Origin of the sequence: Nocardiopsis camelliae, from assembly GCF_028993595.1 — a bacterium.
GTDB lineage: Bacteria > Actinomycetota > Actinomycetes > Streptosporangiales > Streptosporangiaceae > Nocardiopsis > Nocardiopsis dassonvillei.
Map to the genome: position 1 here is coordinate 2,334,078 of NZ_CP118614.1, position 22,515 is coordinate 2,356,592.

General features: G+C 73.4%; 23 protein-coding genes. 14 read left to right on the forward strand and 9 right to left on the reverse strand.

Features of this window, described 5'->3' with window-relative positions; translation table 11 throughout:
- The first annotated feature begins 30 nt into the window (after positions 1–30).
- Both PV789_RS10305 and PV789_RS10310 read left to right on the forward strand, forming a co-directional pair.
- Entirely contained in the window at positions 31–1,377 is a 1,347-nt protein-coding gene (locus PV789_RS10305; protein WP_274977186.1) for a TRAP transporter large permease subunit, read from the forward strand.
- Between the two features lie 2 nt (positions 1,378–1,379).
- Positions 1,380–1,631, forward strand: coding sequence for a hypothetical protein (locus tag PV789_RS10310; RefSeq protein WP_274977187.1), 252 nt, complete (start codon positions 1,380–1,382; stop codon positions 1,629–1,631).
- Positions 1,632–1,790: 159 nt separating this feature from the next.
- On the opposite strand, the gene PV789_RS10315 is transcribed toward PV789_RS10310, so the two are convergent.
- The gene (locus PV789_RS10315) at positions 1,791–2,324 is read right to left on the reverse strand and encodes a DUF7144 family membrane protein (RefSeq protein ID WP_274977188.1); all 534 of its coding nucleotides are present in this window, start codon (positions 2,322–2,324) and stop codon (positions 1,791–1,793) included.
- A 227-nt stretch (positions 2,325–2,551) separates the two neighbouring features.
- On the opposite strand from PV789_RS10315, the gene PV789_RS10320 reads away from it, so the two are divergent.
- The 8 genes from PV789_RS10320 (at position 2,552) to PV789_RS10355 (ending at position 9,183) form a co-directional block, all read left to right on the forward strand.
- The gene (locus tag PV789_RS10320; RefSeq protein ID WP_274977189.1) at positions 2,552–3,076 is read left to right on the forward strand and encodes an ArsR/SmtB family transcription factor; all 525 of its coding nucleotides are present in this window, start codon (positions 2,552–2,554) and stop codon (positions 3,074–3,076) included.
- Between the two features lie 10 nt (positions 3,077–3,086).
- The gene (locus PV789_RS10325) at positions 3,087–4,163 is read left to right on the forward strand and encodes a serine hydrolase domain-containing protein (RefSeq protein ID WP_274977190.1); all 1,077 of its coding nucleotides are present in this window, start codon (positions 3,087–3,089) and stop codon (positions 4,161–4,163) included.
- The gene (locus PV789_RS10330; RefSeq protein WP_274977191.1) at positions 4,160–4,543 is read left to right on the forward strand and encodes a hypothetical protein; all 384 of its coding nucleotides are present in this window, start codon (positions 4,160–4,162) and stop codon (positions 4,541–4,543) included. The genes PV789_RS10325 and PV789_RS10330 overlap by 4 nt, the downstream gene beginning before the upstream one ends.
- 269 nt (positions 4,544–4,812) lie before the next feature.
- Positions 4,813–6,432 (forward strand): sensor histidine kinase, encoded by a 1,620-nt coding sequence (locus tag PV789_RS10335; protein ID WP_274977192.1) that lies wholly within the window; start codon positions 4,813–4,815, stop codon positions 6,430–6,432.
- A 61-nt stretch (positions 6,433–6,493) separates the two neighbouring features.
- Entirely contained in the window at positions 6,494–6,919 is a 426-nt protein-coding gene (locus PV789_RS10340) for a roadblock/LC7 domain-containing protein (RefSeq protein ID WP_274977193.1), read from the forward strand.
- Positions 6,916–7,278 carry a DUF742 domain-containing protein gene (locus tag PV789_RS10345; protein WP_274977194.1) on the forward strand — a complete coding sequence of 121 codons (363 nt, stop codon included), beginning with the start codon at positions 6,916–6,918 and terminating at the stop codon, positions 7,276–7,278. Before PV789_RS10340 ends, PV789_RS10345 begins: the two co-directional genes overlap by 4 nt.
- On the forward strand, positions 7,259–7,921 hold the full coding sequence (locus PV789_RS10350; RefSeq protein ID WP_274977195.1) for a GTP-binding protein: 663 nt from the start codon (positions 7,259–7,261) through the stop codon (positions 7,919–7,921). Before PV789_RS10345 ends, PV789_RS10350 begins: the two co-directional genes overlap by 20 nt.
- Positions 7,918–9,183: a cytochrome P450 gene (locus PV789_RS10355; RefSeq protein WP_274977196.1), complete on the forward strand. Its 1,266-nt coding sequence runs from the start codon at positions 7,918–7,920 to the stop codon at positions 9,181–9,183. The genes PV789_RS10350 and PV789_RS10355 overlap by 4 nt, the downstream gene beginning before the upstream one ends.
- A 26-nt stretch (positions 9,184–9,209) precedes the next feature.
- On the opposite strand, the gene PV789_RS10360 is transcribed toward PV789_RS10355, so the two are convergent.
- Positions 9,210–10,436 carry a cytochrome P450 gene (locus PV789_RS10360; protein ID WP_274977197.1) on the reverse strand — a complete coding sequence of 409 codons (1,227 nt, stop codon included), beginning with the start codon at positions 10,434–10,436 and terminating at the stop codon, positions 9,210–9,212.
- 283 nt (positions 10,437–10,719) lie between these two features.
- Between PV789_RS10360 and PV789_RS10365 the strand changes: the two genes are divergently transcribed.
- Positions 10,720–11,691 (forward strand): alpha/beta fold hydrolase, encoded by a 972-nt coding sequence (locus PV789_RS10365; RefSeq protein WP_274977198.1) that lies wholly within the window; start codon positions 10,720–10,722, stop codon positions 11,689–11,691.
- A gap of 68 nt (positions 11,692–11,759) precedes the next feature.
- Here PV789_RS10365 and PV789_RS10370 read toward each other — a convergent pair whose 3' ends face one another.
- Positions 11,760–12,776: a methyltransferase gene (locus tag PV789_RS10370; RefSeq protein ID WP_274977199.1), complete on the reverse strand. Its 1,017-nt coding sequence runs from the start codon at positions 12,774–12,776 to the stop codon at positions 11,760–11,762.
- A 195-nt stretch (positions 12,777–12,971) separates the two neighbouring features.
- Here PV789_RS10370 and PV789_RS10375 point away from each other — a divergent pair, with 195 nt between their 5' ends.
- The 3 genes from PV789_RS10375 to PV789_RS10385 are packed head-to-tail and all read left to right on the forward strand — an operon-like array spanning position 12,972 to position 14,527.
- Positions 12,972–13,496: a nitroreductase family protein gene (locus PV789_RS10375; RefSeq protein ID WP_302475399.1), complete on the forward strand. Its 525-nt coding sequence runs from the start codon at positions 12,972–12,974 to the stop codon at positions 13,494–13,496.
- Positions 13,477–13,794 carry a DUF6092 family protein gene (locus PV789_RS10380; RefSeq protein WP_274977201.1) on the forward strand — a complete coding sequence of 106 codons (318 nt, stop codon included), beginning with the start codon at positions 13,477–13,479 and terminating at the stop codon, positions 13,792–13,794. Before PV789_RS10375 ends, PV789_RS10380 begins: the two co-directional genes overlap by 20 nt.
- On the forward strand, positions 13,778–14,527 hold the full coding sequence (locus PV789_RS10385) for a tRNA-dependent cyclodipeptide synthase (protein ID WP_274977202.1): 750 nt from the start codon (positions 13,778–13,780) through the stop codon (positions 14,525–14,527). Before PV789_RS10380 ends, PV789_RS10385 begins: the two co-directional genes overlap by 17 nt.
- A gap of 84 nt (positions 14,528–14,611) precedes the next feature.
- Here the strand turns inward: PV789_RS10385 and PV789_RS10390 are convergent, their stop codons facing one another.
- The 6 genes from PV789_RS10390 to PV789_RS10415 all read right to left on the reverse strand — a co-directional run bounded on the left by PV789_RS10390 (position 14,612) and on the right by PV789_RS10415 (position 22,470).
- Positions 14,612–15,634, reverse strand: coding sequence for a methyltransferase (locus tag PV789_RS10390; protein WP_274977203.1), 1,023 nt, complete (start codon positions 15,632–15,634; stop codon positions 14,612–14,614).
- 181 nt (positions 15,635–15,815) lie between these two features.
- On the reverse strand, positions 15,816–16,631 hold the full coding sequence (locus PV789_RS10395; protein WP_274978108.1) for an NAD-dependent protein deacetylase: 816 nt from the start codon (positions 16,629–16,631) through the stop codon (positions 15,816–15,818).
- 144 nt (positions 16,632–16,775) lie between these two features.
- Positions 16,776–17,564 carry a hypothetical protein gene (locus tag PV789_RS10400; protein WP_274977204.1) on the reverse strand — a complete coding sequence of 263 codons (789 nt, stop codon included), beginning with the start codon at positions 17,562–17,564 and terminating at the stop codon, positions 16,776–16,778.
- A gap of 267 nt (positions 17,565–17,831) precedes the next feature.
- Positions 17,832–21,212 (reverse strand): pyruvate carboxylase, encoded by a 3,381-nt coding sequence (locus tag PV789_RS10405; protein ID WP_274977205.1) that lies wholly within the window; start codon positions 21,210–21,212, stop codon positions 17,832–17,834.
- Between the two features lie 443 nt (positions 21,213–21,655).
- A complete protein-coding gene (locus PV789_RS10410) occupies positions 21,656–22,243 on the reverse strand; it encodes a DUF488 domain-containing protein (protein ID WP_274977206.1) in 588 nt (195 codons plus the stop codon).
- A 5-nt stretch (positions 22,244–22,248) separates the two neighbouring features.
- Complete coding sequence (locus PV789_RS10415) at positions 22,249–22,470, reverse strand: hypervirulence associated TUDOR domain-containing protein (protein ID WP_174547296.1); 222 nt, start codon at positions 22,468–22,470, stop codon at positions 22,249–22,251.
- Positions 22,471–22,515 lie beyond the last annotated feature (45 nt).

A 22,515-nucleotide genomic window follows, 5' to 3' on the forward strand; every position in this document is an offset into this window, starting at 1 on the left:
CTCCCCGACTCCCCTCCCGAAGGTCCACCCATGCCCATCGCACTCCTAGCCCTGGCGGCCTTCATCGCCGTGATCATCGTCTGGAACGTCGTGTTCAAACGGAACATGGGCGAGGCGATGCTGCTCGGACTGGTCGTCACCGCGCTGTTCGCCGGGGCACAGGCGCCCGCGTACCTGCTGCGGGGCCTGGTCGACGCCCTCACCCACGAGGTGCTCTACGCGGCCCTGGCCTTCGTGTTCATGGCCTACCTGATCGACGTCACGGGCCTGATCCAGCGGATCCTGGCCATCCTGAACTCCCTCTTCGGGCGCGTCCGCGGCGGTCCCGCCTTCATCGACACGGCCGGTTCCGCGGTCTTCGGCGCCCTGTCCGGGTCCAACTCCGCCAACACCGCCTCCAGCGGCTCCTTCACCGGCCCCTGGATGGTGCGCACGGGGTGGTCCCCCACCCGCGCCGCCACGGTGATGGCCGGCAACGGGGGGATGGGCGCGGCCCTGCCCCCCAGCGCCTCCATGGTCATCATGATCGGCTTCGCCGGGGGCATGGTCAGTACCGGCCAGGTCTACATGGGCCTGCTCGCGGCCGGGACCTACCAGATCCTGCTCAGGTTCGCCCTGATCGCGTACTTCGTGCGCAGGGACGGTATCCCCAGGGCCGACGAGACCGACCTGCTGCCCCTGCGCGAGTCCCTGCGGCAGGGCGCGGGAGCCCTGACCATCTTCCTGGGCGCGCTCATCCCGATCGTGGTCACGGCGGGCCCCCTGGCCGCCTACCTGGAGAACTCCACCCCGCTCGGCGAGGCCATGGGGGAGATCTCGCTGCTGATCTGGATCCCGATCCTGATCATCGTGTTCTCCCTCGTCGCCGGACGCGACCGCCTGCCCCGGAATACGCGGGACTGGTCGGCCCTGCTCGACGGCGCCCTGCCCAAGTTCGCCACCATCGGGGCCCTGCTGTTCTTCGCCATCGCGGCCAGCGAGATCCTGGCCCGCCTCGGGCTCGCGGAGGACGTCAACACCCTGCTGGAGAACCTGCCGGTCAACCGCGTCCTGCTGGTGGTGGCCGTCGGACTGGTGATCGCCCTGGTCGCCGGGCCGCTCTCCTCCACGGCCACCCTCACCGCGGTCGGGCAGATCTCCTTCCTGGCGCTGGTGGGCGTGGGCGTCGACCCGCTGCTGGCGGTGATCGCCATCCTGGTGTTCGCCTCCACCGAGGGGGCCTCGCCGCCCGCGTCCGGGTCGATCTTCGTGGCGGCCGGACTGACGGGAGCCCGACCCGAGAGCACCTTCCTGCCGCTGATCGTCTACTACATGATCCCGATCTTCCTGATCGGCTGCCTCATCGGTTGGGGCGTCCTACCGGTCTTCGGAGGCTGAGCATGACCACCATCAGATCCCGCGCCCTCCTCGTGGTGCGCACCCTGTTCAAGCTGGGCCTCGTCGCCTGCTTCCTCCTCGGCGTCCTGCTCGTCGCCGGTCAGCTGGCCGGGGTCGTCGCGCAGCGGCCGGACTGGATCACGACCACTTCGGACCTGCTGTTCGTCCCCGCGGTCGCGGCCGCGGCGGCCTTCGGGGTCCTCGGGTTCCTGGCCAACTACCTCACCGACGACACGGGCGGGGGAGAGGACTGAGGCGCTCCGCGGGGGAGTGACCGACCCGCCGGGGGCGGTGGCCGAGGCCGCCGCCCCCTGCCGTGTCCCCGGCGGCCGCCGGCCCTGTCCACGGCGGCCGCCCCCGGGCGCGCGAAACCGCCCCCGTCCTGGGGAACGGGGGCGGCCCGGGAGGGGCTCTCAGTAGTTCTGCCCGGTGGTCTGCTGCGGTCCCGCCGTCTGCTGCGGCGAGCCGGCGCCCCCCTCCGGGGACTGCGCGGGCCTGGGCGCCGCGTGGGCGGCGTTGTACCCGCTCTGGTAGGCGCCCTCGTGGTGTTCGGTGCGCCCGGACTCACGTTCGCGGTCGGGCCAGCCGGCGGTCAGGCCGTAGATCACCAGCAGGTCCACGGCGATGGCCACCATCGACCACAGCGGCATCGCCATGACGAAACCCAGTTGGGCGACGGCGTTCACCGAGGCGAGGATCAGGGCGAAGCCCCGGGCCCACGTGCTGCGGGACAGCACGGCCAGACCGGCGACGATCAGCACCGCCCCCCACAGGCCCAGCAGCACGCCCCAGGAGGTGTACCCCAACAGGAGCACCTCCGTGCTCGCCGCGGCGTAGAACTCGGGGGTCAGGAGCGCCACCAGCCCCTGGATGACGTTGACCGCCCCGATGACGATCAGCAGTGTCGCGACGAAGAACTGCCAGCCGTTGGCTGCCTGCGTTCGCATGTTCATGGATCCTTCCCGGCCGTCCCCGCTGGCCTCTGCGCGGTCCGGGACGTGGGAACGGCCGCTCGGGTGTCCCTCTTGCGGATGCGCGAGCCGCGCGCCTTGTCTTCATCATCCGACTCCTCGGGTCAGCGACACCCCACCCGTTCCTACGGATCGGGCAAAGCTCACGGGCCTGGTAATCTAAAATTACGTAATTACGGAAAAGCATGTAAGGTGGAGGCGCGGTGGACAGGACGACGGAGGAGCGGCTGGCCGAGCTGGAGGCGCGGGTCGGCGCCCTGGAGGCGGTCGGCGAACGCGCGGCCGAGACACCCCGGGCCGAGGCGCTCGGAGACGTGTTCTTCGCGCTCAACGCCCTGCGGGAGCGCGTCACCGGACACGGCGGCGTGGTCTTCGCGGGGATCGTCCGCGACGGCGAGGGGGAGGAGAACGCGCTGGAGTGGCAGCAGGGACTGCCGGTCGAGCGCCTGGAGGAGTCCGACTGGGCCCGCCACGCCGCCAGCCTCGACGCCCTGGGCAATCCCGTCCGGCTCCAGCTGCTACAGGCGGTCTGGAGGGGAACCGGGACCGTCGCCGCACTGGCCGAGCGCTCCGACTTCGGCACGACCGGCCAGATCTACCACCACGTCAACCTGCTCGCCGCCGCCGGATGGCTCATCACCGTCCGGCGCGGCCACTACGCCATTCCACCGGAACGCGTCGTCCCCCTGCTCGCCATCCTCACGGCGGCCGGGGGAGCGCCCCAGTAAGGAGGGTTCCGTGAGAGCCAGAAGAGGGACCGTCGCGGTCGCCTGTGCGGCGGCCGTCCTGGTCGTCGTACTCGGGATCGCCGCACGGCCGCACACATCCGCCCTGTCCGCCGAGGAGTCCGGGGACCCCGGGCTCCTGGACCGGGCCCGCCCGCTGCTGTCCGAGGGCGTGCGCGACCGCGTCAGCGTCGTCGAGGTCGACGGCGGACGGGTGGGTTTCGCGCACTTCGGCGCCGACGACGGCACCGACTACGAGATCGGCTCGGTCACCAAGGGCATGACCGGGATGCTGCTCGCCGTCGCCGTGGAACGCGGCGAGGTCACCGCGGACACCCGGCTCGGGGAGCTGGTCGAGCTGGACGGCGCCCCCGCCGCCGACGTCACCCTGGCCGAGCTGACCAGCCACCGCTCCGGCCTGCCCCGGCTCTCCCCCCGCCTGCCCGACATCGTGGTCTCGGCGGCGGCCTCCTACCTGGGCAACGACCCCTACCCCTACGACTACGACGACCTGGTCGCGCAGGTGGCCGCGGCGGAGCTGTCCGACCGCGGCGAGTCCCACTACTCCAACATGGGCACCGCGATCCTGGGCCACGCTCTGGCCAACGCCGCCGGGACCGACTACGCCACTCTGCTGCGCGAGCGGCTGCTCGACCCCCTGGGGATGGACGACACGACCCTGCCCGACTCCGGGGACGACCTGCCCGAGGACGCGACCCGGGGCTACACCGACAGGGGGCGCCGGGCCGACCCCTGGCTGGCCCGCGCCTACGCGCCCACCGGGGGCGTGCGCTCCACCCCCGCCGACATGGCGCGTTTCGCCGGGGCGCTGCTGGAGGGCACCGCCCCGGGCGCGGCGGCACTGGAACCGCGCTGGGACGACGGGCCGGACCGCCGGATCGGGTTCGCCTGGGTCACGCAGGAGTACGGCGGTACCGAGGTCACCTGGCACAACGGCGGCACCGGCGGCTTCTCCTCCATGGTCGCCCTGGACCGGGAGGGCGGGCGCGCGGTGCTGGCCTTCGGCAACACGACCACCGGGCTGGAAGACCCCGTCCTGGAGCTGCTGACGGGGGAGGACGCCCGATGAGCGTGATGGATGTGCTGCCCTACGTCGGGGCCGCGTTCCTCAACGGCGTCTGCGTCCTGAGCGCGGCGGACGTCCTCCTGCGGCTCCGCGGCCGGGGCAGGTTCCGCTTCGCGGACCGCTGGGACGTGCTGAACCGGACGGTCAACACGCTCCTCTTCCTGGTGCTCTCACTGCTGCTGACCACATGGGCGGTCTTCCCCGTGGCGGTCTGGTACCTGGACGTGGCACTGAGCGCGGGGGCCGCCGCGGCCGCGGTGCTGTGCTGGCCCGGTCTGCCCGCGCGCGCCGACGACGCGGGCGCCGCCTCCCGGCGCCACTCCGCGATCGGCACGCTGGTCTTCCTCGCGGTGGTCCTCGCGCTCTTCCTCCTCTTCGCCTGAACCGAGCAGCCGCGCGGCAAGTGCGCAATACGGGGGTATGTCAGAATTAAGAAGAGCGGAAAAAGCGGGATGGCGCACTTCTCCGCCGTCTGACCGGGGTTCCTCGCGAGAAAGCCCACGTGCCTTTCGCCCGTGGTCTACGGTGATTTCCGTCCGCCCTCGAATTCCCCGTGGGAAAACCGGGTGGACCTCCCCTGCCCGGAGACCGGGCGACGGGTCCGGGCACGGCCCCGCCCCCTTCGCACGATTGCCCCGCGAGGAACCCGCCCATGCCAGTTCACCCGCCCGACCGACGACGGCGGCCCCCGCGCCCCGGACGACAGGCCCTGGCCGCCCTGTTCGCCGTGACCGCGCTGGCGGCCCCCGCCTGGTCCTGGGCGGTCGTCACGGCCCACCCCGACGCCCGCCAGAGCGTGGCCCTGGCCGTCGGCGCGGCCGCGGCCGCCCTGTGCGCCGCCGTCACCGCGGCGGCGCACCAGGCCGCGGCGGCCCGCGCCGCCCGCGAGCACGGCACCCGGGTCGACGCCACCGCCCAGGCCCTCGAACGCGAGGCCGAGCACCTGGTCGACGAGCTCCTGCCCGCCCTCGTCGAGGGCCTGCGCGCGGGCCGCGCCGCACGCGAGGTCCTCGACGAGCACCCCCGGCCCCGCCACGTCGCGCTGCACCGGCTCACCCACACCGTCACCGCCGAACTCGACACCGCGCGCGTGCGCGCCGCCGACGCCCTGGCCCGGCGCACCGCGCTGGAGGAGCAGATCGCCGACCTCGACCGCGTCGGCCTGCCGCTCATGGCCGCCCGCATCCGCGAGGACCGCGTCGGCGCCGCCGAAACGCTGGGGGAGGAACTGCCCCCCGTCCACGAAGCCCTCGCCCGCCTGCGCGCGCACACGCTGGAGGAGCTACTGGCCGCCGACCGCCGCTCCGCCTCGGCCATGGAGACGACCGCCGCCTCCGGCGCCCGCATCCAGGCCCACCTGACCTCCCTGCTGGCCAAGCTCCGCGAACTCCAGGACCGCTACGGCGACAGCCCCGGCATCTTCGGCGACCTCCTGGACATCGACCACGGCGTATCCCGCACCGGCCGCCTCGCCGACGGCCTCGTCGTCCTGGCCGAGGGCCGCTCGGGCCGCCGCTGGACCCGGCCCATCGTCATGGAGAGCATCCTGCGCGGAGCCATGGGCCGCATCAGCGCCTACCGCCGTGTGCGCCTGCACAACACCAGCACCGCCTCCATCGCCGGGCACGCGGCCGAGGGCATCATGCAGGCCCTGGCCGAACTCATGGACAACGCCGCCAACTTCTCCGCCCACGGCACCGAGGTGCACGTCTACGTCCAGGAGGAGGACACCGGCCTGTCCGTCACCGTCGAGGACAGCGGACTGGGCATGCGCGTGCGCGAGCGCAGGCTGGCCGAGAGCCTGGTCACCGAGCCCCGCGACCTGTCCACGCTGCGCGGCACCCGCACGGGCCTGGCGGTCGTGGGTCGACTGGCCGACAAGCACGCGCTCGGCGTCAGCTTCCGTCCCTCGGCCCGCGGCGGCGTCGGCGTCGTCGTCCTCGTGCCGCCGCACCTGGTCACCGAGTCCCAACCCGCGCACGGCGGCCCGCGCGCCGGGCACCACCCCCGGCGCCCCGTGGGGCCCGCCCCCGCCTCGGGGCCGGATCTCCGGACGGGCACGGCGGCCCCGGGCCCCGGCACCGCTCCCGCACCCGCCCGCGCCGCCTCCGGGCTGCCCCGGCGGCGGCGCGGCCAGACCCTGGCCGCGGCGCTGCGGGAGGAGCCCGACCAGCTCTCCGCGGCTCCGGCCGCGCCTGCGCCCGGCGGTGACCCCGGCACCAGGTTCGCGTCCTTCCGCAACGCCCGCCAGCCACAACGAGCCGAAGAGTAGAGAAGAGAAACGGAGGGAGGGGCACGCGACCGGACCCGCGCGCGACTGCCCCGCGACCCCGATGAACACCATGGACACCAGCCTCGACTGGCTTCTGGAGAACCTGCGCCACCGCACACCCGGCATCCGCCACGTGCTCGTGCTGTCCAGGGACGGACTCAGGATGTGCCACACCCGCGAACTGCACACCGACCGCGCCGACCAGCTCGCCGCCATCGCCGCGGGCATCCAGAGCCTGTCCCTGAGCGCCTCCGCCGAGTTCGGCGACCGGGGCGGCGCGGGCCAGGCCATGGCCGAGTTCGGCGGAGGCGTCCTGCTCATCATCCGCGCCGGGGAGGGCGCCCATCTGGCGGTGATCGCCGACGGGGACGCCGACGTCGGCGTGATCGGCCACAGCATGAACGAACTCGTCGAGCGGATCGGCGGCTTCCTGACGGCCGCCCCGCGCCGTGGCGAGCGGGCCCCCGCGGGCACCGAGCAGCGGTGACCCATCACGACTCCCTCCGGGGAGAGGCCCCCGACCGCCTGTACACCGTGACCGGCGGGCGCTCCGACGCGGACACCCGCGCCCTCGACGCGGTCACCCTCGTCGTCGCCGAGTGCGACCCCGCGCCCGGCATGCAGTCCGAGCACGCCGCGATCCTGCGCCTGTGCGCGTACCCGACCGCCGTGGTGGAGCTGTCCGCGGAGCTGCGGCTCCCCGTCAGCGTCGTGCGGATCCTCCTGCTGGACCTGCTGGACACGGGGCGGGTGACGGCCCGCCACCCGGTGGTCCCCGCCCGGCAGGAGGCCGGACACGACCCCGAGACCCTGAAGCAGGTGCTCCTTGCCCTCCAACGACTCTGAACGGCTCGCCCAGCCGCGCCGGGCACCGCTCGCAGCGACGGCCGACAACGCGCTCAAGATCGTCGTCGTCGGCGGGTTCGGCGTCGGCAAGACCACCCTGGTCGGCTCCGTCAGCGAGATGCGCCCGGTGAGCACCGAGGAGGTCATGACCCAGGCCAGCGCCGGGATCGACGACATCAGCGCCGTCCGGGACAAGCGCACCACCACGGCGGCCTTCGACTTCGGGCGCGTCACCGTGGACGAGCGGCGGGTGCTCTACCTCTTCGGCGCACCCGGCCAGAAGCGGTTCTGGTTCCTGTGGAACCAGCTGTTCGAGGGCAGCCTGGGCGCGGTCGTGCTCGTGGACACCGACCGCATCCAGGACTCCTGGTACGCCGTGGACCGGCTCGAACACCACCGCACGCCCTTCGTCGTCGCGGTGAACCGCTTCGGCCCCGGTCCCGACCTGCCCGAGGTGCGCCGCGCTCTGGACCTGTCCGAGCGGGTCCCCCTGGTGGACTGCGACGCCCGCAGCCGCGAGTCCAGCCGCGACGTCCTGATCACCCTCGTCCAGCACGTGTCCGGACCCGTGGCCGGGTACCCGCCCGCGCCGACGTCGGCGTTCGCACCCGTGCCCGCGCCGACCCCGCAGGAGACGACGTGAACCACACCCCGGGCCCGGAGGCCGCGGCACCGGCCAGCAGCGGCCCGCCGCCACCCTCCCCGGCCCACGCGGCCGCCGCCCGCTTCTACGGCCCCGACATCGCCCGCGACCCCGCCGGGCTCTACGAGGAGCTGCGCGGGCGCTACGGCCCGGTCGCGCCCGTGCTGCTCGACGGCGACGTTCCGGCGTGGTTCGTCATGGGCTACCGGGAGCTGCACCACGTCACCAGCAGACCCGAGTGGTTCGCCCGCGACTGCCGCCGCTGGAACCAGTGGGACCGCGTCGGCCGCGACTGGCCGCTCCTGCCCTACGTGATGTGGACGCCCTCGGTCATGTTCGCCGAGGGGGCCGAGCACCAGCGGCGCGCGGGCGCGATCGGCGACGCCCTGGACGCCGTGGACCGCACCGACCTCAGGGCCCTGTGCCAGCGGGCCGCCGACACGCTCGTCGACGCCTTCCGCGCGCAGGGCGAGGCCGACATGGTCTCGCAGTACGCCCACCAGATCCCCGCGATGGTGGTCGCCCGCCTCTACGGCCTGCCGGAGGCGGAGGTACCGGCGCTGGTGCGCGACGTCGTGCTCTCGCTCGACGTCACCGCGGACGCGGGTGGCGCCCACCGGCGCCTGCACGCCCGCCTGGACGCCCTGGTCGTCGACCGCCGCGCCGCGCCCCGCGACGACGTGCCCTCGCGGCTGCTGCTGCACCCGGCGGGGCTGAGCGACGCCGAGGCGGTCGTCGACCTGCTGGTGGTCCTCGCCGCCGCCCAGGCGCCCACGGGCAACTGGATCGGCAACGCCCTGCGCCTGATGCTGACCGACGACCAGTTCTCCCTCGACCTGCGGGGCGGGCGCAGCAGCGCGGGGGAGGCCCTCAACGAGGTGCTGTGGAAGAACACCCCCACGCAGAACTTCATCGGCCGGTGGGCCGTGCAGGCCTGTGAACTGGGCGGCCGCGGCATCCGGCGCGGCGACATGCTGGTGCTGGGGCTGTCGGCGGCCAACGCCGACCCCCGCCTGCACGCGGGGCTCCCCGACGTCTACGGCGGCAACCGCGCGCAGATGTCCTTCGGCCACGGCGAGCACGGGTGCCCCTTCCCGGCACCGGAGATCGCGGAGACGATCGCCCGCACGGCGGTGGAGAGCCTGCTGGACCGGCTGCCGGACGTGCGGCTGGCGGTGCCCCCGGAGCGGCTGGAGTGGCGGCCGTCGCTGTGGATGCGCGGACTGTTCGAGCTCCCGGCGCGCTTCACGCCGCAGCGGTAGGGGGCGGACGCGCGCCGCGGCGCCGCTCAGCCCGGGGAGGGGACCGGCGTGAAGCGCAGCGGCAGCCGGGTCAGCCCCCGGGTGAAGACCCCCGTCTCCTCCAGGGTGACGCCCTCGGCCAGGCGGACGTCGGGCATGGCGTCCAGCAGCTGGTTGGTCGCCACCCGCACCTCCGCCTCGGCCAGGAGGGCGCCCACGCAGAAGTGGCGCCCCAGGGCGAAGGCCAGGTGCTCGGCCGCGGCGGAGAACGAGGTGGCGTCCCCGAGTTCGGCCCGGTGGATGTCGAAGGAGTCGGGGTCGGCGAAGCGGTCGCCGTCGCGGTTGGCCGAGCCGATCAGGCAGATGACGGTCGCCCCGGCGGGCACGGTCCCGCCGCCCAGTTCCACGTCGTGCGCGGGCTGGCGCATGATCATCTGCACGGGCGGGGTGTAGCGCAGCGTCTCGGCGAACGCGCGCGGGATCAGGCTGCGGTCCTCGCGCACCCGCGCGAGCTGCTCGGAGTGGGTGACCAGGTTGGCGAACATGCTGGATACGGCCTTGTCGGTGGTCTCCCCGCCCGCGGCGAGCAGCAGGCTGCAGAAGGCCTTGACGTCCTCGTCGCTCATCCGGGTGCCGTCGACCTCTGCGGTGCACAGGGCGGACAGCAGGTCCCCGCCCGGGTCCGCCCGCCGCTCGCGGATGGTCGGCAGCATGTACGCGGCGAACTCCTCGCGGGTGCGCAGCCCCTCCTCGGCCACCCGCGGGTCCTGCGACAGGTTGCCCAGGAAGGCGATGATCGCGGTGTACCAGCGGTGGAACCGGTCGTGGTCGGCCCGTTCCAGGCCGAGCATGTCCGCGATGACGTTGACGGGGAAGCGGGTGGCGAACTGCGCGACCAGGTCCACCTCGCCCGTGTGCCGGAAGGCGTCGATCAGCTCGCCGCTGTTGCGCTCGATGACGGGCCAGAACCGCTCGCGCAGTTCGCTGCCGCGGAAGGCCGGTGCCACCAGGGCGCGGCGCACCGCGTGCTCGCGTCCGTCCAGTTGCAGGATGGTGCGCCCGTGCACCGGTTCCAGCTGCCAGTCGTAGTTGCGGGTGGTGAAGGCCTCGTCCCGGAAGGCGCGCCGGACGTCCTCGTACCGGGAGACGACGTAGCTCCGGGTGGCCTCGTGCCAGAACAGAGGCGCCCGCTCGCGCATGGCGCGGTAGGCGGGATAGGGGTTGGCAAGGAATTCCGGGGAAAGGATGTCCGGAACCTCGGGAGCCGCGGTCATGGCCGATTCTCCTCACCGCTGGGGGTAAGCGCGAGCCTCCACCGTAGGTTTTCCCTGTCGCCCAAGTCCATAGGTAACAGTGTTTTACGGGCATGGAATATTAAGAGGTTTCTGGGTGGAATCCCTTTTGTGGGATATATGTCGTTTATGGGGCTTCGGTGGTGATTCCGCGCCGCCGTCCACGGGGTGCGACCCCCACTCCCCGAGGGAGCCTGGAGGAGCCGGACCCGCCGGTATAGCGTGACCGTGACCCCACCCCTCAGCGACGAGGAGCGCGTACGCCATGAACGTGGAACACCGGGACGTCGAGGTCAACGGAATCCGGCTGCACGTCGCCGAGCAGGGCAGAGGACCGCTCGTCCTGCTCCTGCACGGCTTCCCCGAGAGCTGGTACTCCTGGCGCCACCAGTTCGCCCCGCTGGCCGGGGCCGGGTACCGCGTGGTCGCCCCCGACCAGCGCGGTTACGCCCGCAGCGACCGGCCCGAGGCGGTGGACGCCTACACCCTGCCCCACCTGGTCGGCGACGTCGTCGCACTCGTCTCCGCGCTGGGGGAAGAGAGCGCGGTCGTGGTCGGCCACGACTGGGGTGCGCCGGTGGCCTGGGCCACCGCCATGATGCGCCCCGACCTGGTCCGCGGCGTGGCGGGCCTGAGCGTTCCGCCCGTTCCGCCCGCCATGCTGCCGTCGGTCGCGGCCTCCCGCGCCGTCTACGGCGACGGCTTCTACCAGGCCTACTTCCAGGAGCCGGGCGTCGCCGACGCCGAACTGGCCGCCGACCCCGCCTCGACCCTGCGCCGTATCCTGGTCGGGGCATCCGGCGACGCACCCTTCGACCAGCCCCGGCTGTGGATCGTGCCCGAGGGCGAGAGCGCACTGGGCTCCCTGCCCGAACCGGAGGAGCTGCCCTCCTGGCTCACCGAGGAGGACCTGGCCGCTTTCACGGCCGACTACTCCGACCCCGACGCCTTCACCGGTCCGCTCAACTGGTACCGCAACATCGACCGCAACCAGGGGCTCATGTCGCCCTTCCAGGGGCGCGTCATCGACGTGCCCGCGCTGTACGTGGGCGGGGACAAGGACTTGGTCAGGGCCATGCGCGGCGTTCCCGAACTCCTGGAGAACCTGTCGCTGGTCGCACCGGCGCTGCACGCCGGCGTCACCCTGCCCGGCTGCGGCCACTGGACCCAGCAGGAGCGCCCCGGGGAGGTCAACGCGGCCCTGCTGGACTTCCTCGCCGCCGTCCACGAGGGCTGAGCCGTGCCCGTGCCCGTGCGCGCCGGGCTCGGGCGCGCACGGGCGCGGTGGCGGCACCGGTGCGCCGCTCAGGCGCGCACCCCCTCGACGATGCTGGTCCCGTAGCTGGGCAGGACACGGGTCAGCTTCAGTCCGGCCTGCTCGAAGAGGTCGGCGAACTGGGTCCTGGTGCGCTGCTTGCCGTCGCAGTGGGCGAGCATGCTCAGGTCCATGAACTTGGCGGTCCGGGCGGGACCCGGGGAGTCGGGCACCACCACCTCCGCGAGCAGGACGCGCCCGTCGCGGGTCATCGCCTCGCGGCAGTGGGAGAGGATCCGCGCGGCGTCCTGGTCGCCCCAGTTGTGGATGACGTTCGACAGCAGGTAGGCGTCGCCCCCTTTGGGGACGAAGGAGAGGAAGTCCCCGCTGACGACGCGGCACCGCTCACGGACGCCCTCCAGCACCGGTCCGGCGTGGGCGACCACGTCGGACCGGTCGAAGAGCACGCCGTGCAGACCGGGATGGGCCGACAGCACGATGGCCAGCAGCCTGCCCCGGCCCCCGCCGACGTCAACGAGGGTCTCGTGCGCGCCGAAGTCGTAGCTGCCCGCCACACCCCGGGTGAGCTGGGCGGAGATGTCGGTCATGCCCTCGTCGAAGACCGCCGCGGTCTCGGGGTGTTCGTCCAGGTAGGCCCACGCCGTTCGGCCGTGCACCTCCTCGAACACCGAGCGTCCGGTCCGCACCGCCCGGGCCAGGTGGGCCATGGTGGACCGCTCGGCCTGGCTGCCGACCCACCGGGCGTAGCCGCGCATGGAGTCGGCCGCGTCCCCGCGCAGGGCGCGGCCGAGCCCGGTCAGGGCGAAGCGCCGCCGCGGCCCCTCCTCGACCAGGTCGAGGTCGGCGCAGGCGCGCAGGAGGCGGTGGAGGGCGTCGGCGTCGGCGCCGACCCTCTCGGCGATCTCGTCGACGGGCAGGGGCTTGAAGGTCATGGCGTCGGCGACGCCGAGTTCGGCAGCCGCGCTCACGGCGGCCGCCACCCAGCTGGCGGTGATGAGCTCGAACAGTTTCGTGGCCGAAGGACTCGGGGGTGCGGATGCGGACATCGCGGTCCTTTCAGGTGGTGCCCCTCCGGGGGTGCGGAGAGGGCCGGCCAGATGCGCCTATGCGGCATCCATGGAGCCGTATAACAGGGTAAACTACGGAGCGTGCTTAGAAAATCGCATACTGTGGACACAGGTTCGAGTGAGACGGATGCGGACCCGTGCCCCTCTCAGCGGTCATCACACGCCCTACAGACCCTGACCACCCGCCGCGCCGTACGCGCCTTCACCGACCGGCCGGTGGACGACTCCCTCCTCGACCCCATGCTGGACGCCATGCTCGCCGCCCCCTCGGCGTCCAACAAGCAGGCGTGGGCCTTCGTCGCGGTCCGCGAGCGGCGGAGGCTGAGGCTGCTGCGCGCCTTCGCCCCCGGGATCATCGAACTCCCGCCCCTGGTCGTCGCGGCCTGCTTCGACCGCTCTCGCGCCGTGGGGGCCTCAGGGGGCTCGACGGATTCCAGGGACTCCAGGGGCTCCTGGGACGAGGGCATGCTCTGCGTCGCGATGGCGGTGGAGAACCTCCTCCTGGCGGCCCACTGCCTGGGGCTGGGCGGGTGCCCGTCCGGGAGTTTTCGCGCCGGCCCCGTCCGCAGGCTCCTGGGCCTGCCCGAACACCTGGAACCCCTGCTCCTGGTTCCGATCGGGCACCCCGCCCGGCCGCTCGCCCCCGCACCCCGACGAGACCCGAACGAGGTGGTCAGCCATGAGCGCTGGGGAACCTGAGGTCCGACAGGTCGGCGAGGAGCTCCTCCTGCTCGCCGCCTACCTGCTCAGCAGCGGCCGCGGCCTGCTGGACGAACCACGGCAGTACGGCACGTTCCGCTGTCTGGACGCCGCCCGGCGCGTCCTCGCCCTCGCGGCCGGAACCGGCCCGCACCACCCCGAACTCGACGCCCTGCGCGGTCGGATGGACGACGTCATGTGCGGGGCGATGGGCGACCACGAACTGGACACCCTGCTCGACCAGCTGTGCGATCGGCTGGCATCCGTCCTGGAGGATCCCGATGTCATCCCCGACTGAGCCGGAGCCGCCCCCGGAGCCCCCGGACGGCTTCGACGTCCTGCCCTTCACCGGTTCCTGCCGTCGCGTGTTCGAGCGCGGGGAGCACGCCCTCATCGGCATCAGCGCCGGGAACAGCTACTTCAGCCAGCAGCGGATCGCACGGCTCCTGTGCTGGGCGCGGGACCGCTTCGCCCGGGTCGACGTGCTCTACACCGACCTGCACCTGGACGCCATGTACATGGCGTCCGGCAGCAGCAGGGAGCATGCCGCGGTCCGGGCGAACAGGACGCTCAGGGACGTGCGTCGGCGCATCCGGCGGGCGGTGGAGACGGCGGCCGCGGAGTCGGCCGCCGGGGCGGACGTGCGCGTCCTCGCCCTGTCGCAGTGCACGCGGCTGCCCGGCTACCGGGAGGTCGAGCGGCGCCTCGACCGGGAGTACGCCGCCGATCCCCGCATCCGCCGCTGCTGGGAGGAGCACGTACGCCGGGTCGTGGGCACCCAGCCGGACCCGGAGGGCGCCAGGCTGCGCGCCGGGCTGGCCTACCTGCGCGCCGAACTGCCCTTCCTGCTCAGCACCCCCGAGGTACTGGAGGTGCCGTCCTCGGTGTCCTGCTACCACGACCTGCTGCCGATCCTGTCCGCGCTGCGAGGCGTCACCTCCTGCTTCCACCCCGGACAGGCCCACGTGGTCGTCCGCCCGGCCCTCCGGTGCCGTACCTCCCCGGAAGCGGAGGCGCTGGCGTCCCCGTGACCGCCGCGCGGTGGCGCCCCGCCCGGGGCGCCATCGGACGGAGCGGCTCCGACTGGGGTGTCGTCCCGGGCGGGACGGGGCCCGCTACGCGCGGCGGACGTCCATGACCGACTCCCCGTCCTCGACCCGGTGCACGGCGTGCAGCGCGAGGTCGGCCTCGGCGAACAGTTCCCGGTACTCCTCCTCCGTGCGCAGCGGGGCGCCGTAGAGGACGAGCATGTACAGGCTCATCGCCTGGAGGAAGGGGGTGGTGCCCTCCCCCTGCGGCAGGTGTCCGATGATCAGCAGCCGGGACCGCTCGCCCATCGCGGCGCGGACGTTGCGCAGGATCCGTACCGCCTCCGGCCGCGGCCAGTTCTGCATCACCCGTGCCATCAGGTAGACGTCCACCCCCGTCGGCACCCCGTCGAAGAAGCTGCCCCCCACCACGGCGCACCGCTCCGCCACGCCCCGCTCCCGCAGCAGCGGCCCGGCCCCGGACACCACGTGCGGAAGGTCGAACAGCACCCCCTCCATGCGCGGGTGGCGCCGCAGGAGGGCGGCCAGCATCGAGCCCTCTCCGCCGCCGAGGTCCGCCACGCGTTCGGCCCCGGACAGGTCCACGTTCTCCAGCAGGGTGTCGGCGGCCACGGACGTGACCATCGCCCTGCGGAACAGGGCTTCGGCGTCCCCCCGCTCCTGCTCCAGGTAGGCGAACAGCGGGTGGCCGGTGTGCACCTCGAAGGCCGTACGGCCGGAACGCACCGCCTGCGACAGGCAGGTCCACGCCTGGAGGAAGGCGCCGTGCGTGCACATCCGGAAGAGGTCGTACAGGCCGCTGGGGTCCCCGGCGCGCAGGTGCCCGCCCGCCTCGGTCAGGGCGAACGACCCGGGCACGGGCTCCGAGAGCAGCCCGCTCACCGTCCCGGCCCGCAGCACCGCCGTCAGGGTCTGCTCGGGGACCCCGGTGCGGCGGACCAGGTCCGCCACCGGGCGCGGCCCGTCCGCCAGGTCCTCCACCACGTCCAGTTCGACTATCGCGACGACGGCGTGCATGAGCATCGCCGACGCCACCAGTTGGTTGAGCGGCAGGTCCGTGCGCTCCGCGCGTACAGCGGCCTCGTCCATCGCACCCACAGTCGGTCCTCCCCGGGGGACGTCGTCATCGGGGCCGACGCGGTCTCCCTCCCGGGACACGGCGCCGACCTCTCAAGACTACGGGGAGTGCACGGATATGTTCTCGGGGTTGTGGATAACGTAACCGGGCGGGAAGGAGCCGGGACCGCGGCGACGACGGTCGGCGGTCGGATCAGACCGGGGCGGCGTCCTCGGCCTCGTAGGCGTGGACCAGGGCGGTGAGCACCTCGGAGCAGCCCGCGTCGATGGTGAGCGCGGCGACGTCGTCGGCGCGGGTGGCGCCCCGGTTGAGGACCACCACCGGCTTGCCCTGCTCGACGGCCCGCTTGACGTAGCGCCGCCCCGAGAAGACGGTCAGGGACGAACCCGCCACTAGCAGCGCCCGCGCGCCGTCCACCATCGCGTAGCCCTCCAGCACGCGCGCCTTGGGCACGTTCTCGCCGAAGTAGACGATGTCGGGCTTGAGCACGCCGCCGCAGCCCTCGCAGTCGGCCACGCGGAACCCCTCGGTGGAGGCCAGGACCGCGTCGGCGTCGGGGGCGATCTCCACGTCGGGGACCCCGTCGGCGAAGTCGGGGTTGAGCGCGCTCAGACGCCCGGCCAGGCTCTCGCGGGAGGTCACGGCCGAGCAGGCCAGGCAGATGACGCGGTCGTAGCGGCCGTGCAGGTCGATCACCCGCCTGCTGCCCGCCGCCCCGTGCAGGGTGTCCACGTTCTGGGTGATGACGCCAGCCAGGGCGCCGCCCGCCTCCAGCGCGGCCAGCGCGCGGTGGCCGTCGTTGGGGCGGGTCCGGTGCACGTGGCGCCAGCCCACGTGGTTGCGGGCCCAGTAGTGGCGTCGGAAGGCGGCGTCGCCGACGAACTGCTGGTAGGTCATGGGCTTGCGCGGCGGTGAGTCCGGGCCGCGGTAGTCGGGGATGCCCGAGTCCGTGGACAGCCCGGCGCCGGTCAGCGCGACCACCGGGCCCGAGCCGAGGACCTCGCGCATCCGGGCCGCCAGGGCCGCCGGGTCGTCGAACGTGTTCCTCACGCCTTCGAGGGTACGCGGCGCCCCGGTGCGGCCGCCGCCACCCCGTCGTGTCCTCCCGCTGACCCGCTGGTCACCGCCTCGGCGCGGTACTGCCCCGCCGGTTCAGGCGGCGCGCTCCAGCTTCTCCACCGCGCGGGACAGCACCTGCTCGAACTCCTCCTCCATCAGGGCGTCCCCCTCCCTGTCCATCTGAGCCCGGTGGGCGTCCCGGCACTCCTCGCTGAAGTCGTCTTCCCGGCACGCCTCCATGAGCTCCGTGGACGACACGTCCGAGTAGCCGCTCGTGCGCATCCCCACGAGGACGAAGTACACCTCTCCGACCTGGCCCCACGCGGTCCTCGCCGCCATGTGCGAGCGCTCGCCGTACAGGGTCACCGAGAACATGCCGCCGCCCTCGGGAAGGGAGGGCGACTCCCTGGAGACGAGCGCGCCCTCGACCCCTCCGTTCGCGGACACGCTCATCCTGGAGCAGGTGTCCAGCAGGTGACCGAACCCGGTGCCCTCGACCGGAGCGTCGCCGAAGTCCCCCGAGACCAGGACGTAACCGTAGGTCGCCGCGCCCGGAGAGGAACCGGGCGGGGCCGCGATCTGCGCCGCCCCCTCGACGGTCCCCGCTGGCAGCCGCCCGGTGCCACCGTTGAGGACGGCGGCGCACTCGGCCGGTTCCACGTCGCCGAAGTCGTCGGCGCCCGCCTCGCCGCCGAAGTCCACCCCCTGGATCTCGTCGACGTCCAGATCGTCCACGTCGAACCCGTCGGGGTAGGCGTTCGGGGAGGGCAGCAGGGCTTCCAGGCGCGGGCTGTCCTGGAGGTCGAGCCGGGGGCCGCAGCCGGTGGTCAGGACCAGGGCGGCGAGGAGGGTCAGGGCGCCGTGGCGGTGCAGGGGAGTCAAAGGGGGAGCCTTCGTTCTCGTGTCAGCGGTTTACCGACACGCTCCGACGCCGTCGGGACACGTGGGGTTCCCGTTCTTCCGTGGCCGGTTGCGGCCCGGTCCTCGTCCGGTCCGGAGAAACCCCCGCCCGAGCCCCGGACGGACAGCGCCCCCGCAGGGTCGCGCCGGACCCCGGCTGAGCCCTCGGGGGAGCAGAGTGCCCGGCGGACACCCGCAGGTGCCCGCCGGGCCCGGACGAACGGCCGCCCCGCCGCCCTGGTGCCGGGCTCAGCCCAGGCAGACCAGCAGGTCGCCGCCCTCCACCTTCTGCACCCGGTCGACCGCCACCCGCGTGACCGTCCCCGACACGGGCGCGGTGATCGCGGCCTCCATCTTCATCGCCTCGATGGTGGCCACCGTCGCACCGGCCTCCACCGCGTCGCCCTCGGCGACCGTCAGGGTCACCGCGCCCGCGAAGGGCGCCGCGACCTGCCCGGAATCGTTGCGGTCCGCCTTCTCGGCGGTCCGCACCTGCGAGGCCAGGGCCCGGTCGCGGATCTGGAGCGGGCGCAGCTGGTCGTTGAGCGTGGCCATCACTGTGCGCACGCCGCGCTCGTCGGCCTCGCCCACCGCCTCCAGCTCGATGAGCAGCCGCACACCCGGCGACAGGTCCACCGCGTACTCCTCGCCCGCGCGCAGGCCGTAGAAGAAGTCCGCGCTGGAGAGCACGCTGGTGTCGCCGTAGGCCGCCCGGTGCTCCTCGAACTCCCGCGTCGGGCCGGGGAAGAGCAGCCGGTTGAGCGTGGCCCGCCGGTCCCCGGCCAGCCCCGCGCGGTCCTGCTCGCTCAGCGCCTGCGCGGGCCGCGCCTCGGAACGCCCCTGGAGCGCCCGCGTGCGGAAGGGCTCGGGCCACCCGCCGGGCGGGACGCCCAGCTCACCGCGCAGGAACCCCACCACCGAGTCCGGGACGTCGAAGCGCCCGGGGTCGGCCTCGAAGGCGGCCGGGGAGACCCCCGCGCCGACCAGGTGCAGCGCCAGGTCGCCCACGACCTTGGAGGAGGGGGTGACCTTCACCAGGTGCCCGAGCATCCGGTCGGCGGCGCCGTACATCGCCTCGACCTCCTCGAAGTGTTCGCCCAGCCCCAGCGCGACCGCCTGCGTGCGCAGGTTGGACAGCTGCCCGCCCGGGATCTCGTGGTGGTACACCCGGCCCGTGGGGGAGGACAGCCCGGCCTCGAAGGGTGCGTAGACCCGGCGCACCGCTTCCCAGTACGGCTCCAGTTCGTTGACCGCGTCCAGGCTCAGGCCCGTGGAGTGCTCGGAGTGGTCGAAGGCGGCCACGATCGCCGACAGCGACGGCTGCGAGGTGGTGCCCGCCATCGACGCCACCGCGCCGTCCACGGCGTCCGCCCCGGCGTTGACCGCCGCCAGGTAGGTGGCCAGCTGCCCGCCCGGGGTGTCGTGGGTGTGCACGTGCACTGGCAGGTCGAACTCGCTGCGCAGCGCGGTTACCAGCTTCGCCGCGGCCGGAGCGCGCAGCAGGCCCGCCATGTCCTTGATCGCGAGCACGTGCGCGCCCGCGTCCACGATCCGCTCGGCCAGCTTGAGGTAGTAGTCCAGCGTGTAGAGCTTCTCGCCGGGGTCGGACAGGTCCGAGGTGTAGCACAGCGCCACCTCGGCCACCGAGGTCCCGGTCGCGCGCACGGCCTCGATGGCCGGGCGCATCTGCTCGACGTCGTTGAGCGCGTCGAAGATCCGGAAGACGTCCACGCCCGTCTCGGCGGCCTCGCGCACGAACGCGTCGGTCACCTCGGTCGGGTAGGGGGTGTAGCCCACGGTGTTGCGCCCGCGCAGCAGCATCTGGAGGCAGATGTTGGGCACCGCCTCGCGCAGCGCTGCCAGCCGCTCCCAGGGGTCCTCGGCCAGGAAGCGCAGCGCCACGTCGTAGGTGGCGCCGCCCCAGCACTCCAGGGACAGCAGCTCGGGCAGGGTGTGCGCGACCGCGGGCGCCGCGGCCAGCAGGTCGCGGGTGCGCACCCGCGTGGCCAGCAGCGACTGGTGGGCGTCGCGGAAGGTGGTGTCGGTGACGCCCAGGTCGGGCGACTCGCGCAGCCACCGCGCGAACCCCTCCGGGCCCAGCTCGGCCAGGCGCTGGCGCGAACCCGGGGGCGGCGGCCCGGCGGGCTCGGGCAGCGGCGGCAGCTTGGTGGCGGGGTCCACCAGCTGGGGGCGCTCCCCGTGCGGCTTGTTCACCGTGACGTCGGCCAGGTAGGTGAGCAGGCGCGTGCCGCGGTCGGCGGAGGGCCGCGCGGTCAGCAGGTGCGGGCGCTCCTCGATGAAGGAGGTGGTGATCCGCCCCGCCTGGAAGTCGGGGTCGTCCAGCACCGCCTGGAGGAAGGGGATGTTGGTGGCGATGCTGCGGATGCGGAACTCGGCCACGGCCCGGCGCGCCCGGCTGACCGCGGTGGCCAGGTCGCGCCCCCGGCAGGTGAGCTTGACCAGCAGCGAGTCGAAGTGCGGGCTGATCTCGGTGCCCGCCGCGGAGGTGCCGCCGTCCAGGCGGATGCCCGAGCCGCCGGGGGAGCGGTAGGCGCTGATGGTCCCGGTGTCGGGGCGGAAGCCGTTGGCGGGGTCCTCGGTGGTGATGCGGCACTGGAGCGCCGCGCCGCGCACGTAGACGCCCTCCTGTGAGATGCCCAGGTCGGACAGGGTCTCACCGGAGGCGATCCGCAACTGGGACTGCACCAGGTCCACGTCGGTGATCTCCTCGGTCACCGTGTGCTCGACCTGGATGCGCGGGTTCATCTCGATGAAGACGTGGCTGCCGTCCGCGCCGACCAGGAACTCGACCGTGCCCGCGTTGCGGTAGCCGATCCGGCGGGCGAAGCGCACCGCGTCCGCGCAGATGCGGTCGCGCAGGTCCGGGTCGAGGTTGGGCGCCGGGGCCAGTTCGATGACCTTCTGGTGGCGCCGCTGGAGGGAGCAGTCGCGCTCGTAGAGGTGCACGACGCCGCCCTCGCCGTCGGCGAGGATCTGCACCTCGATGTGGCGGGGGTCGACCACGGCGCGCTCAAGGAACACGGTGGCGTCGCCGAACGCGGCGGAGGCCTCGCGCATGGCCGCCTCCACCGCCTCGCGCAGCCGTCCGGGCTCCTGGACGCGGCGCATGCCCCGCCCGCCCCCTCCGGCCACGGCCTTGACGAAGAGCGGGAAGCCGATCCGCTCCGCGGCGGCCACCAGGGCCTCCACGTCGTCGGAGGGCTCGCTGGACTCCAGGACGGGCACGCCCGCCTCCCGGGCGGCGGCCACGGCGCTGGCCTTGTTGCCGGTCAGTTCCAGCACGTCGGCGGGCGGGCCCACGAAGGTGATCCCGGCGCGCTCGCACGCGCGGGCCAGCTCGGGGTTCTCCGACAGGAAGCCGTAGCCGGGGTAGACGGCGTCGGCCCCGGCCCGGCGGGCGGCGCCCACGATCTCGTCCACGGACAGGTAGGCGCGCACCGGGTGGCCGGGTTCGCCGATCTGGTAGGCCTCGTCGGCCTTGAGCCGGTGCAGGGAGCCGCGGTCCTCGTGGGGGAAGACGGCGACGGTGCGGGCGCCCAACTCGTAACCGGCGCGCAGCGCGCGGATGGCGATCTCGCCCCGGTTGGCCACGAGCACTTTGCGGAACATGGCGCACTCCTCCTGGTCGGTCAGGCGTGGTGCCGGGGCGCAAGAACCGGCACCGTCGCCGGGGGCCCGCGGCCGGGTGGAACACCCGTACGTTAACCAGAAGAGGGTTCGGTGAAACCCACCGGGGCCGTCCTTCGCGCCGAGTACCGCTTCCGGCGGGCCTTTCGGGACGTCGGCGTGTCGCGCGGGGTGGGGGCGCGACGAACCCCGGCGGGCGTTTCGGGCTGCTCGCGTGTCGCGTGGGAACGGGGGGACGACGGCCTCCGGTGCCCACCCGGATGAACGGTGCTCGCCCGGATGGGTGGACGCGGCCCTCGCGCGCCCGCTCCCGACCGACCGCCGGCGCGGTCGGTCCGAGTGCGCCCGTGCCCGCCCGGATCGGTCCGCGTGCGCGTGTGCCGGTGGCCCTCGGCGCGGTGCACCCCGGCCGGGCCGGGCCTCCGTCACCCCCCGGAGGGCCCGTCCGCCCGGGCGTCCCCGCCGTCGTTCGCGTCCGGGGACCGCGCCGGGTAGGTGACGGTGCGGTCGGCGTGCACGACGGCCCCCGGCGTGAGCCGGGCGGCGTCGGCGCGGTGGGCGGCCATGACGTGGAGGACCTCGTGGCCGCGGGCGAGCAGGTGGTCGGCGATGATGCGCCGGTGGCACCGCCACCAGACCGCCTCCGAGCACATCACGGCGGCGCGGTGGTCCGCACCCGCCTCACGCAACCGGGCGAGCCCCGATCCGAACCCGGCTGAAAGCGCGTAGTCGGCGTAGTTGTGGAAGCTGCGGTTGCGCCAGAATCCGTTGACCCCGGGGGAGACGTCCTTGGTGACCGGACGCCGTCCACCGAGTTCCGCGACGCGCAGGTAACGTACGCCGACTTTCCGCAAGGCCCCGCAAAGGGTGTCCTCGTCGAACTGCGGGTTGCGGCGCGAACCCGGGAGTCTGCGCACGTCGACCACCGCGTGCACGCCGTTCTCGTGCAGCAGTGCGGCGAACTCCTCGAACGTGCGGTCGGAGTGGCCGACGGTGAGGAACGGCGGCGCCATCGCGGTCAGCTGCCTCCGGAGATCCGGGTCAGGGCCCCGTCCTTGTGCGCAGCGACGTGGTCGGTCCTATCGCTCCTGATCTCGTACTGCGGCTCGTCCTCGGAGGCGCGGCGCGTACGGCCCATGAACTCGAAGTCGCTGGTGTGGATCCTCGTGATCTTGCCGGACACCCGTCCGGCCTCGGAGTTCCAGCTCACATGGTCACCGACGTCGAAACGGCGTGTCATCGCGTACACCCTCTCCTCCGGCCGTGGCGCAGCGGCGCCTGGTGG